At 62.2% G+C, this 12,536-nt stretch carries 12 protein-coding genes; 11 read left to right on the forward strand and 1 reads right to left on the reverse strand.

What is annotated here, in order from left to right; translation table 11 throughout:
* Positions 1-2 precede the first annotated feature (2 nt).
* The 11 genes from N6H05_RS17505 (at position 3) to N6H05_RS17555 (ending at position 11,633) form a co-directional block, all read left to right on the forward strand.
* Complete coding sequence (locus tag N6H05_RS17505; RefSeq protein WP_284110863.1) at positions 3-1,424, forward strand: bifunctional enoyl-CoA hydratase/phosphate acetyltransferase; 1,422 nt, start codon at positions 3-5, stop codon at positions 1,422-1,424.
* Positions 1,421-2,623, forward strand: a complete 1,203-nt coding sequence (locus tag N6H05_RS17510; protein WP_284110865.1) for an acetate/propionate family kinase — start codon at positions 1,421-1,423, stop codon at positions 2,621-2,623. Before N6H05_RS17505 ends, N6H05_RS17510 begins: the two co-directional genes overlap by 4 nt.
* Positions 2,620-3,393, forward strand: coding sequence for an enoyl-ACP reductase FabI (gene fabI / locus N6H05_RS17515; RefSeq protein ID WP_284110867.1), 774 nt, complete (start codon positions 2,620-2,622; stop codon positions 3,391-3,393). Before N6H05_RS17510 ends, fabI begins: the two co-directional genes overlap by 4 nt.
* Positions 3,390-4,613, forward strand: coding sequence for a phospholipase A (locus N6H05_RS17520; RefSeq protein WP_284110869.1), 1,224 nt, complete (start codon positions 3,390-3,392; stop codon positions 4,611-4,613). The genes fabI and N6H05_RS17520 overlap by 4 nt, the downstream gene beginning before the upstream one ends.
* Positions 4,610-5,002: a phytoene desaturase family protein gene (locus tag N6H05_RS17525; protein WP_010338712.1), complete on the forward strand. Its 393-nt coding sequence runs from the start codon at positions 4,610-4,612 to the stop codon at positions 5,000-5,002. The genes N6H05_RS17520 and N6H05_RS17525 overlap by 4 nt, the downstream gene beginning before the upstream one ends.
* Entirely contained in the window at positions 4,999-6,123 is a 1,125-nt protein-coding gene (locus tag N6H05_RS17530; protein WP_232313658.1) for an MlaE family ABC transporter permease, read from the forward strand. Before N6H05_RS17525 ends, N6H05_RS17530 begins: the two co-directional genes overlap by 4 nt.
* Positions 6,120-6,905 carry an ABC transporter ATP-binding protein gene (locus N6H05_RS17535; protein ID WP_010338710.1) on the forward strand — a complete coding sequence of 262 codons (786 nt, stop codon included), beginning with the start codon at positions 6,120-6,122 and terminating at the stop codon, positions 6,903-6,905. The genes N6H05_RS17530 and N6H05_RS17535 overlap by 4 nt, the downstream gene beginning before the upstream one ends.
* The gene (locus N6H05_RS17540) at positions 6,905-7,840 is read left to right on the forward strand and encodes an MlaD family protein (RefSeq protein WP_284110872.1); all 936 of its coding nucleotides are present in this window, start codon (positions 6,905-6,907) and stop codon (positions 7,838-7,840) included. The genes N6H05_RS17535 and N6H05_RS17540 overlap by 1 nt, the downstream gene beginning before the upstream one ends.
* Complete coding sequence (locus tag N6H05_RS17545; protein WP_284110874.1) at positions 7,837-8,475, forward strand: ABC-type transport auxiliary lipoprotein family protein; 639 nt, start codon at positions 7,837-7,839, stop codon at positions 8,473-8,475. Before N6H05_RS17540 ends, N6H05_RS17545 begins: the two co-directional genes overlap by 4 nt.
* Before the next feature lie 153 nt (positions 8,476-8,628).
* Positions 8,629-9,831 carry a sodium/glutamate symporter gene (gene gltS / locus N6H05_RS17550; RefSeq protein ID WP_284110875.1) on the forward strand — a complete coding sequence of 401 codons (1,203 nt, stop codon included), beginning with the start codon at positions 8,629-8,631 and terminating at the stop codon, positions 9,829-9,831.
* Between the two features lie 167 nt (positions 9,832-9,998).
* Entirely contained in the window at positions 9,999-11,633 is a 1,635-nt protein-coding gene (locus tag N6H05_RS17555) for a Na+/H+ antiporter (protein ID WP_284110877.1), read from the forward strand.
* Between the two features lie 260 nt (positions 11,634-11,893).
* Here N6H05_RS17555 and N6H05_RS17560 read toward each other — a convergent pair whose 3' ends face one another.
* Positions 11,894-12,058 (reverse strand): hypothetical protein, encoded by a 165-nt coding sequence (locus N6H05_RS17560; protein WP_235682059.1) that lies wholly within the window; start codon positions 12,056-12,058, stop codon positions 11,894-11,896.
* Positions 12,059-12,536 lie beyond the last annotated feature (478 nt).

Genomic DNA, 12,536 nt, shown 5'->3' on the forward strand with positions numbered 1-12,536 from the left:
CAATGAGCGACGAACCGATGATCGAAAACCACACCTATGACCAGATAGAGATCGGGCAGACGGCGAGCATCACGCGCACGCTGTGCGAACAGGATATCCAGCTCTTCGCGCTCGTCTCGGGCGATGTGAACCCGGCACACCTCGATACCAGCTACGCCGCAACCGACATATTTCACCGCGTGATCGCGCATGGCATGTGGGGCGGCGGCCTGATCTCGGCGGTGCTGGGCACCGAACTTCCGGGACCCGGCGCCATTTATCTCAACCAGTCGCTTCGCTTCACGCGGCCGGTCGGTCTGGGCGACACGATCACGACATCGGTGACTGTCGCGGAGAAGCGCGATCACCACAATATCCTGTTCGACTGCCGCTGCGTCAATCAGGACGGCGACGACGTGATCACCGGCCAGGCCGAGGTCAGGGCACCGACCGAGAAGGTCCGCCGGCCGCGTATCGCCCTGCCCGACGTGCACATTCGCGACCATGACGGCTATCGCCGGCTGATCGAGCGCACGGAAGGCCAGGGGGCGGTGGCTACCGCTGTGGCGCATCCATGTAGCGCGGCGGCAATTACCGCCGCAATCGAAGCCGCCGAAGCCGGATTGATCGTTCCGATCCTGATCGGTCCCGAAACCAGGGTTCGCAAGGCTGCCGAGGAAGCGGCCAAGGATATCTCGGGCTTCCAGCTGATCGACGCCGCCCACAGCCATGATGCCGCGGCCAAAGCCGTCGCGCTCATTCGCTCCGGCGAAGCGAAACTGCTGATGAAAGGGTCGCTTCACACCGACGAACTGATGGGCGCGGTGGTGGCATCCGCCACCGGCCTGCGAACCGAGCGCAGGATCAGCCACGCCTATGTGATGGATGTACCCGATCACCCGACCCCGCTGATCATCACCGACGCCGCGATCAACATCGCGCCGACGCTGGAAGAGAAAGCGGATATCATCCGCAACGCGATCGACCTGGCGCATGTGATCGGCATCGAGCAGCCAAAAGTGGCGATCCTCGCGGCCGTCGAGACCGTCAATGCTGGCATGCAGTCGACGCTGGACGCGGCCGCTCTGTGCAAGATGGCCGATCGCGGACAGATCACAGGCGGAATCCTCGATGGCCCCCTCGCCTTCGACAACGCAATCAGCGAATCCGCGGTGAAAGAAAAAGGCATTATCTCGCCCGTCGCCGGCAAAGCCGAGATCCTGGTCGTGCCTAATCTGGAAGCGGGCAACATGCTCGCCAAGCAACTCACGTTCCTTGGCGGCGCGGACGCAGCCGGGGTAGTCCTGGGCGCACGGGTGCCGATCATCCTCACCAGCCGTGCCGACAGTCTGCGCACCCGCCTTGCGTCCTGCGCGGTCGCGGTTCTGCTCGCCCGTGCCGCGACGAAGGCCACCCCGGGCTTGCTGGAGGCGCAAGGCGCATGAAGGCGGTCGTCAGCCTCAATGCGGGATCGTCGAGTATAAAATTCTCGCTATTCGTGCTCGATGGCGATGGCGATGGCGATGGCGCGCTGCAGCTATCCGCCGGCGGCAAGATCGAGAAGATCGGCATCGCTCCGACGGTGACCGTGCGTTCCGTCGAAGGCGGTGTACTGCTCGAACGCGCCTGGCCGGATGGCGCAGCGCTCACCCATGCGGACCTGCTTGCTGATTTGTTCGCCTGGGCGGCCGATCATCCGCTGGAAGGGCGCGAGATCATCGCGATCGGCCACCGGGTGGTGCATGGCGGAACGGAATTCGCGGCTCCGCGCCTGATCGATGCGGCGCTGCTCGACAAGCTTGAGGCGTTGTGCCCACTTGCCCCGCTTCACCAGCCCCACAACCTCGCCGCCATCCGCGCGATTGCGGCACTCCAGCCCAACCTGCCGCAGGTGGCCTGCTTCGACACCGCTTTCCATCATGACAAGCCGGAGATCGCTTCGCGCTTCGCGATCCCCCGTGCGCTGCATGACCAAGGCATCCGCCGCTACGGGTTCCATGGCCTGTCCTACGAATATATCACCCGGCGCCTCGCGCAAATCGATCCCGTGCTGGCCGGGGCCCGGGTGATCGCCGCGCATCTGGGCAATGGCGCGAGCCTGTGCGCGATGCAGGCCGGCAGGAGCATCGACACCACCATGGGCTTCACTGCGCTCGATGGCCTGATGATGGGTACGCGCTGCGGCAGCATCGATCCGGGCGTCGTCCTCCACCTCCAAACCCAACTCGGCATGAGCCCGGCCGAAGTCGAGGATCTGTTCTACAAGAAATCCGGGCTGCTCGGTGTCTCGGGTATTTCCAGCGACATGCGCACGCTCGCAGCCAGCAAGGCACCTGAAGCGGCCGAAGCGATCGAATTGTTCGCCTGGCGTGTCGCCCGCGAAATCGCTGCCCTCGCCGCCTCGCTCGGCGGGATCGACGGTCTCATCTTTACCGCCGGGATCGGCGAGAACGACGCCGATATCCGCAGCCGCATCTGCCGCCGAATCGCATGGCTCGGCGTGCAGATCGATGAATTGGCAAATGCGGGCAATGGCCCCCGGATCGGCATGCCAGACAGTCCGGTCGCCGTGCTGGTCATTCCAACCGATGAGGAACGTATGATCGCTCACCATAGCCTCAATGTCATCGGCACCGCCGTATGAGCCCGCTCGTCGATCTCACCGGCAAGCGCGGCCTCGTCGTCGGCATCGCCAATGACAAGAGCATCGCGGCCGGGTGCGCCAACGCGTTCGTGCGATGTGGCGCCAGACTCGCGGCGACCTATCTGAACGAAAAGGGCAAGGCCTGGGTCGAACCGGTCGCCGAGCAGCTGGGCGTGGAATGGATGGCCCCTTGCGATGTGCGCGTGCCGGGCCAACTCGAAACGCTGTTCGCGCAGGTCAAAGAACAATGGGGCGGCCTCGACTTCCTGCTGCACTCGATCGCCTTCGCGCCCAAGGAGGATTTGCACGGCCGGGTCGTCGATAGCTCGGCCGAAGGTTTTGCCATGGCGATGGACGTGTCCTGTCACAGCTTCCTGCGAATGGCCAAGCTCGCTGAGCCACTGATGAGCGAGGGAGGCTGCCTGCTTTGCGTCACCTTTTACGGGTCTGAGCGTGTGGTTGAGCATTATAATCTGATGGGGCCGGTGAAGGCGGCGTTGGAAAGCGCCACCCGCTATGTTGCCGCCGAGCTGGGTCCCAAAGGCATCCGCGCCCATGCCATCTCGCCTGGTCCCATCGCGACGCGCGCCGCCAGTGGCATCGACCGGTTCGACGAGCTGCTCGCCCGCGCAGCAGCCGAAATACCAGGGCATCAGCCGGTCGACATCGAGGATGTCGGGGCACTGGCGGCCTTTCTGGTCAGTGACGCGGCGAAGCGGATTACCGGCACGATCATCCCCGTCGATAGCGGCCAGCACCTACGCGCATGATGGGACGCTCCCTCCCCTGGCTGCTGGCAGGCGCTGCCACCGCCCTGGCCCCCGCTGCACATGCGACCTCACCGGTGGAAATCCTGATCGGCGACGCGGGACAGCGAGATGCCGATGGGGCAGTGCTGGTCGAAGTGCGCCTTCTCAATGGAGGAACAGAACCGCAGACGGTCCCCCTGCCCGACCGGATCGAAGCGCAGCTTACAGCCAACGGCGTACGCCGTACCCTCTGGCTGGAGCGGACGGCGGACATGCCGGCAGATCTGATTATCCCGCCCGACGGTTTCAGGCGCGCTCGCTATCGCCTGCCGGATACGGACGAACTTTCGCTGGATGGCGCGGTCTTTTCCATACCGGCCTGGAGCGCGCAGCAGATCGCCATCGCCTTGCGGCCGGCGCCGGTGACGCAATCGGCGCTCCCTGAACTCGCCCCCGCGCAGGCTGCAGCGAGCGCAGCACCCGAGGCGGCGCGGCCTCCATCGGACCGATCGGCCGGCAATCCTTTTCTCGCCAACCTTTCCGCCTATGAGCCGATCTATGCCGTCTATGGCCCCGGCACGAACAGCGAGGCGCGGATCCAGATCAGCTTCAAATATCAATTGTTCGGCACCAGGCGCGCCGAGGGTCTGCCCCGTTCCTGGCGCGATGGTCTCCATTTCGCCTTCTCGCAGCGCATGTTCTGGGACCTGGGTGGCGACTCCTCCCCATTCCGCAACATCGATTATCAGCCCGAGCTTTTCTACCTGACACCGTCGGCGACGCTGTCGAGCGGCATTTCGCTCAGCGCGCAGGGCGGCATCCGCCACGAATCCAATGGCCGCGACGGGACAGCGTCACGCAGCATCAATAGTGTCTATATCGCGCCGATGGCGGCGATCCCACTGGGGGGCGGCTATCGTTTCTCGGTCGCGCCTCGCCTGTCGCTGTTTGTCGGCGACAAGTCCGACAATCCCGATATCCGCCGGTATCGCGGGAATACCGCTCTGTTTATGGAGGTCGGGGAGGATAAAGGACTGCGCCTCTCCACCTCCACCCGGTTTAATTTCGGCAGCGGCAAGGGTGCCTTCAGCGCCGATATCTCCTATCCCCTCCCCCGCCTGCTGGGTGGCGGACCAGACTTCTATCTCTTCGGCCAGAGCTTTGTCGGTTATGGCGAAAATCTGCTCGACTATGATCGGCGGATGACCCGCTTCCGGATCGGCGTGGCGCTCGTGCGATGAACGAGCAATCCGTCAGCCCGGCCGCGGTCGCCCTATATCCCTATGATCTGGACGGCGAGCGAAGGGAACACATTGCCGAGCGCGATGGCGACAAGATTTGGAACGTGGTCTGCGACCATGCGCCCAACATGAACGACAAGCCAATCGACCGCTATATCGAGCCGCCGCTCGAGATCGAGCGCCTGACCGGGCTGTTTCAAGGCGATGGGACCCATCTCGAGTTTGGCATGGCCCAGATGTTTACGTTCCGGCCGCCGCCAGAGATTTCGGGCAATAAGGGTCCGGTGGACGGCACCTGCCTCACGGGCGCCAGCACCGACCCGGGCGGAGGCGTCTGGAGTGCCGGCGGGCGTGGTGCTGCCAAGGTCATGCTGAAGGTGCTGCGATGAGCGCCGGATCCATGACCTTGGCACAATATAGCCTTGAGGACCCCGAGGATGGGGTTGCGCTACATCTCCAGGGCGACTGGACCGCATTAGCCCTGGGTGATGCGTCGCGCCGCCTCGATGTGGATCTCGACGGGCGCAAGGCCAGGACGGTGGATATCACGGCGCTTGGCCGCCTCGACACGGCCGGGGCCCTGGTTCTGCTGCGGGCCATGGAAGAGAACGCGACTGTCGCCGGCGGTGAGCGCGAGGACTTCGCGCAATTGACGACGCTGGTACGGCCCGCACTCGAGCAACCATCACCCGAAAAGGTGCGCCGCACCGGTCTGCCGGCCTTCTTCGACCGGTTCGGGCGGCAAATCGTCGGGATTGCGCGCGATGGCTACGAAATGCTCGTGTTCACCGGCGAAATGATGACAGCGCTCGGGCGCAGCCTCATCCACCCGTCGCGCCTGCGCGTGACGCCGCTGGTCGCGACGATGCAGGAGGCCGGGATCAACTCGCTTCCCATCGTCTTCATGATGACCTTCTTCATCGGCGCCGTAATTGCCCTGGTCGGCACCAATCTTCTGACGACGCTCGGAGTCGGGGTCTTCACCGTGCAACTGGTCGGTGTGGCGATCCTTCGCGAATTCGGTGTGGTCATCGCCGCCATCCTGCTTGCCGGTCGATCCGCTTCGTCGTTCGCCGCCCAGATCGGCTCGATGCGGATGAACCAGGAAACCGATGCGATGCAGGTCATGGGGGTCGACCGGTTCGACGCGCTGGTCGTGCCCCGCATTCTCGCCGCCTTGCTGATGATACCGCTGATGACTTTTGCCGCCGATATCGGCGGCATCATTGGTGGTCTGCTGGTCAGTTGGGTGACGATGGATATCCATCCGATCTTCTTCGTGCAGCGCATGCTCGATACGGTCAGCATTACCCACTTCTGGATCGGCATGAGCAAGGCCCCGTTCCTGGCGCTGGTGATCGCCGCCGCTGGTTGCCGACATGGCCTGATGGTCGGCGGCGACGTCCAGAGCCTTGGGCGGCAGGTCACGTCCGCCGTGGTGCAGTCGGTATTCCTCGTCATCATGTTCGATGCGATCTTCGCGGTGATTTTCATGGCGCTCGATCTGTGAGCCGCCCGGGCACCGAACCGGAGACGCCGCCGATCCGCGTGACGGGGCTCCACACTGCCTTTGGAGATAAGGTCATCCACGAAGGTCTGCACCTTGAGGTCCGACCTGGCGAGATTCTGGGTGTCGTGGGCGGTTCAGGCTCAGGAAAATCTGTTCTGCTCAACTCGATTCTCGGCCTTAGGCAACCCGATGGCGGCTCGGTCGAGCTCTTCGGCCGCGACATCGGCGAGCCATCCGCGCTTTCCGAGGCGGAACGGCGCATCGGCGTAATGTTCCAGCAGGGTGCGCTTTTCTCGTTCCTGACCGTCCAGGAAAATGTCGAAGCGCCGTTCCTGGAGCATAGCAGGCTGCCCCCGCAACTTATCGGGGACCTTGCCAGGCTCAAGATCAAGCTCGCCGGTCTGCCCGACAATGCCGGTGCGCTGCGCCCATCGGAATTGTCGGGCGGCATGCGCAAGCGCGCTGGCGTAGCCCGCGCGATCGCGCTCGATCCAGACATCCTGTTTCTCGACGAACCCACAGCTGGCCTGGACCCGATCGGCGCCAGCGAGTTCGACGATCTCATCCGCAGCTTGCGCGATGCGCTCGGCCTTACCGTGTTCATGATCACCCATGATCTCGACACGCTTTACGCCATCTGTGACCGAGTCGCTGTAATTGCCGACCGCAAGGTCGTCGCCGTGGCCCCGGTCGCCGAACTCGAAAAGTCGGACCACCCCTGGATCAAAAGCTATTTCCTGGGGCCGCGCGGACGCGCCGCCGCCGGGGCGAAGGACCGCTGATGGAACGCCATGCCAATTATGCCCTCGTCGGGATCATCTCGATCATTCTCCTGATCGCCGGACTCGTATTCGTGGTGTGGCTTGGCGGCACGCGGTTCGGGCAGGAAAATGATGAGTATCGCGTTATTTTCCGCGGGCCCGTACGCGGGCTCAGTGTCGGCGGCGAAGTCCAGTTCAACGGCATCAAGATGGGCCAGATCCAGCGGATCACACTCGACGAGAACGACCCCAACCGGGTCCTGACTGATATAGAGATCACGCACAAGACACCGGTGCGGATCGATTCGGTCGCCTCGACCGAGACCCAGGGCATATCGGGTGTGAGCGTCGTGCAGATCAGCGCCGGGACACCGAGCAAGGAACTGCTTCGGAGGGCCAATCGGGGCAGGCGTCCAGTCATTTCCAGCAAACCCAATGCCCTGTCATCGCTCCTTCAAGGCGGCGGCCAGATGGTGGAGAGCGCGACATCGGCGCTGCAACGGGTCAACAAGGCTTTGTCGGATCAGAACATCCAGAATCTCGGCGCCACTCTTCGCGATATCCGGCTGACCACCGGGGCGATCGCCGACAACCGGGCGATGTTCGCCAATGCGGCGTCCGCGCTCGGTAAGCTGGATCGGGCAGCCGAGGATATCCAGCATGCGGCCGCCTCGGTGCGTGACATCGCCGACACCGATGGCCGCAAGGCCTTTGCCGACATCTCGGACACGGCGGCCGAACTCAAACTCGCTATCGGCGAGGCGCGCGGCACTTTGGCCAACGTCAACAAGCAAAGCGCGACGATCGGCGCGACAACATTGCCGGCAATCAACGCCAGTATGAGCAGCCTGCGTGAAACTGCCGATTCACTCGACGGGCTGATCCGCCAGATCCGTCAGAATCCCCGGCAGGCCTTGGGTAAAGACAGCGGTCTGGAACTGGAGCTCCCCGAATGACTCTCGTTAAGCCTTACAGATACCTTCTGACCGTTTCCGCGCTGCTCCTGCTTGGTGGCTGCGGCGGCCTTTTAGGGAGCAGCGGCAAGCGCGACACCTTGTTTCGCTTCGGGATTGCCGAACAAAATAACGCGACGGTCGCGGAACGCCCTGCCGCGGGCCGACCGCTCACCCTGGCCCGTATCCGCTTCGCGCCCGAGATCGAGGGCGACCGCATATTGACCGCCCGTGGCTCCAGCGTTTTGTACGTCAAAGACGCACGCTGGGTCGCACCGGCACCGGATTTGTTCGCCCAGGCCATGACCCGCCAGTTCGATCAGCGGGCTTCCAATATCCGGATGGTATCCTGGCGGGGCGGGGGCGCCGGAGCGGTCGCGCTCCAACTGAACCTCGACCGCTTCGAGGCCCGTTATGCGCCCGAAAGCGACAAGCAAAGTCCACCGACGATCCTCATATCGGGCGATGCCACCCTCACCGCGCTAACCGATCGGCAGATGAAGGCTTCTCACCGCTTCCTTGAAGAAGAACCCGCCCGCCAAAACAGCAAGGCCGAAATCGCGGCGGCATTCGATCGTGCGACAGCGCGCTTCACGGCCGCCGTGGTCGACTGGACGGGCCAGACGCTAACAGACTAGTCGGTTCCACTCGAATGCATCAGATCGGCTGCTCCAGTTCTTTGTTTTGCCGCATTTTCTTCGACGGCAGGCTTTCTACCTGCTGACCGAGAAGACTCTCTGGCCGGCCCCACAAGCCAAAGCAGGGTGAATGATAATCGATGAAAATGAACGATGATGCTGTACATTGATGCCCTGACCACCTCGACCATTGCGATCCTTTTGCTATTCGCGGGAAAGGCCCTCGTCAGCCGTTTCGATCTTTTCAAGCGCTACAGCATTCCCGAACCGGTCATAGGGGGAATAGTCTGCGCTGCTGTGGTCAGCGGCATTTATCTTCTGCACGGCAGAAAGATAGAGTTTGACATCGGTATCCGCGACACCTTGCTGCTCTATTTCTTCGCAGCCATCGGGCTCAATTCCGACGTCCGGACGATCCGAAGCGGCGGATGGGCGCTCATAATCCTCACCGCGCTCGCAAGTCTCTTCATTTTGCTGCAGAATTTGCTTGCCATGACGATCGCCAGCGCGTTCGGTCTGGATCCGCGCGCCGGACTGATGGTCGGGTCGATTTCGTTGACCGGCGGGATCGGCACTACGCTGGCTTGGGCACCGCATTTCGTGGAAACGCTGGGGATCGCCAACGCCGCGGAAATCGGAACAGCGGGCAATATGTTCGGCCTGATAGCCGCCTGCCTGATCGGTGGCCCTGTAGCCGGCTATCTCATTCGCGCACGCAATATCCCAGTTTCAGGGGCCTCTATGCTCGAGATCGGTACGCTGCACGAGCCGCAGCGGACGCTCCTCGACTATTATGGTGCCCTCCTCGCGCTCTTCTGGCTCAATGTCACGCTCCTGCTTGGTCAATCCTTGACTTTGGCAATCAAGAGCAGTGGCCTCAATCTTCCTGATTTTGTCGGCTGCCTCCTGGCGGGCATTATCCTTCGCGGCGTCACCCCTCATCTAACCACGCGAAAACGCAGGTTATGGGATTGGCCACGCATGCAACGCGGCGTCGCGTTGATCTCTGAGATCAGCCTGGGCATCTTCATCACCATGGCATTGATGAGCCTGCAGCTATGGGCTCTCGATGGCATGGTCGCATTTCTCGCCGTTGCCCTGTGCTTGCAGATAACAATGGCCATCGCTTTCATGATCTTCATTCTCTTCCCCTGCCTTGGGCGCGACTATGAAGCAGCCGTCATGAGCGCAGGGTTCGGGGGAATAGGGCTTGGATCGACCGCGACAGCGATTGCGAATATGAGCGCCGTCACACGGCAATATGGTGCGGCACCCAAGGCTTTTATCGTCGTGCCCCTGGTCTGCGGCTTCTTCATCGATCTCGCCAATGCCATCCTGGTGGGCATCATGATCTAAAAACACACGCAATCATCATCATGTGAGCGTTCACTCCAGGTCAAACGTCGCGAAAAACATCAAGGGGCTGGCGGCTGACCGGGATATCGCAAAAAATGGCACGAACTTCCCATTCCTGGGCAGTCCTAGGCGGCCGTCTGATCCAGCCCCAAATGTGAGGAAGACTATTGGAAACCATCACGATCATCCTGCTGCTGCTGCTTGCCGTCATCCTGAGCGGCATTTTCTCGCGCATGGTTCCCCTGCCCCTGCCACGACCTCTGTTTCAGATCGCCCTGGGCGCAATGATCGGGCTGGCCGCTGACTGGCGCGTCACGCTCGATCCGGAGATTTTCTTTCTCCTGCTCCTGCCGCCGTTGCTGTTCCTCGATGGCTGGCGCATTCCCCGCGAAGAGCTGTTCAAGGACGGCAAGACCATCGTCGAGCTCGCCCTTGGCCTGGTCGTCGCTACGGTCGTCGGCATGGGCTTTTTCATCCACTGGATGGTCCCGGCGATGCCGTTGGCTGTCGCGTTCGGTCTCGCCGCCGTCGTCTCCCCCACCGACCCGATCGCGGTGTCCGCGATCGCCCAGCGCGTCTCCATCCCCAAGCGCATGATGCATATTCTCGAAGGGGAATCGCTCTTGAACGATGCCTCCGGACTCGTCTGCCTGCGCTTTGCAATCGCCGCAGCGTTAACCGGAGCATTCTCAGTCCAGGACGCAGCGCTCAATTTCCTGTGGGTCGCGTTCGGGGGCATCGCGATCGGTGCCGGCTTCACCTGGATTGTGTCGCGCGCGAAAAGCTGGGTCTCACGGCATTATGGAGAGGAGGGCGGCGCGCAGATTCTCATAAGCCTGCTCATCCCATTTGGCGCCTATCTCCTTGCCGAGCATCTCCATTGCTCCGGCATTCTGGCCGCAGTCGCCGCCGGCCTCACCATGGGCTTTGTCGAAAGCACTGGCGAACTGGAGGGCTCCACACGCATACGCCGCAACACAGTGTGGGATATGATCCAGTTCAGCGCCAACGGGGTCATCTTCGTGCTGCTCGGCGAGCAGCTGCCCGCCATTCTCGCCAGCTCGGCCGAAACCGTTCGCGCGACCGGCCATCAGGAACCTTGGTGGCTGGCAATATATGTCATCGCAATCAACCTTGGGCTCGCCGCCCTTCGCTTCCTGTGGGTCTGGGCATCCCTTCGTCTCACCTTCTTTCGCGAAGGGGACTGGCGTTCCACGCCCAATTGGCGGATCGTCGCCGCGATCTCCTTTGCCGGCGTTCGCGGCGCCATCACGCTCGCCGGTGTCTTGACACTGCCTCTGGCAATGAACGATGGCTCGCCCTTTCCGGCAAGAGATCTGGCTATTTTTCTGGCGATGGGCGTCATCATCGTGTCGTTGCTAGCTGCCAGCCTGGGGCTACCCCTTCTGCTCAAAGGTCTCGAGATGCCGGCCGAACATGACCATAAGGCGGCCGAGGATGCGGCCCGCGTCAAGGCGGCAGAAGCTGCGATCGCGGAGATCGAGAAGGTCCAGCATGCGCTGGCAGAGGGCCGAAGCGACGCGGATCTCTATGTCTCGACCGCATCCCGCATTATGGATGGTTACCGGCAAAGGATCGAGAGCCGGGTTGGTAGCCCAGAAAACAATGCGCTGGGGCGGCGAGCAGAAGAGATTGAGCGCCGCCCTCGTCTGGCAGCGCTGAAGGCCGAACGCGCGCAAATTTTCCGGATGGTGCGCAAGCGCGAACTGGACAGCGAGCCCGCACGCAAGCTTATCCGAGAGCTTGATCTGCTCGAAGCACGCTATACCGTCGCGGCTTAACCCAGGAGAAAAGCGATCAGAGAGGTTGGCAAGCTGTACCGGCTTGAAGGCGTACTTGCCGGCAATAGTCATGGACTCGCATTCAGGCGCCCCTACCAGCCGGGGTCCGGCAGTGCGAAGGCGCCCATCATTGATGACATTCCCCAGTGAGCCCGAGCACCCGACCGTTCAATGCCGATTTCATCAGCCACTTGGAAAAGGGTCATTTGCTCAAGCGCGTGAGCCTTCGCAAGCGCTCCGGATATGTGATCGTTGCGTTGCTACTGCCGCGTGCGACGTGGCCAGAGGCGAAAGGCCGGTACGTAGATAGCAATGCAGCATGAAAGCGCGATGAACACCAGCGCGATTACCATCGCCACCACCCAGTATCGGGGGTCCTCTTTAGAGACGAACCATCCGGCGATCAGCGCCGGCACAAACAGCATTATCCTCGCGAGCCACGCCATATTCCGACCTTCATCGTAAGAGAGCAACTGCCATCACTCCCGACCGTCGTGATGCCATAGCGCCTTCATTACGATTATCTGTCCCGACACATAGCAAGTATACGTAACAGTACCAATCACGGTCGGGGGAAGGCGCATGTTCCAGTCTCCCCCGTCGCCGTTACTGCTGAAGCGCAATCAGATGTCGTCAAAGGCTCGCATGGACCGTACTTGGGATCCGGACACGTGCGCGTAACGCCAATGCGTCGAACTATCTCAGCTTTCGCGGCAACTCTTCTCGCCTTCCAGCACGACAAAGAGCGGCAAGCCGAGGCCGGTGATCTCGGCGCCAACAGGCATGTTTATGACCATTGCCCGGACTGTCTGGGCATCGCCCCATGCCCAGAGCATGCAAAAAGTCGCCGAGGACAAGGCCCACCTACAAGCCGGACGCGAGCAGAATCAGTTATAAAAGAAA

The organism is Sphingobium sp. WTD-1, assembly GCF_030128825.1.
GTDB lineage: Bacteria > Pseudomonadota > Alphaproteobacteria > Sphingomonadales > Sphingomonadaceae > Sphingobium.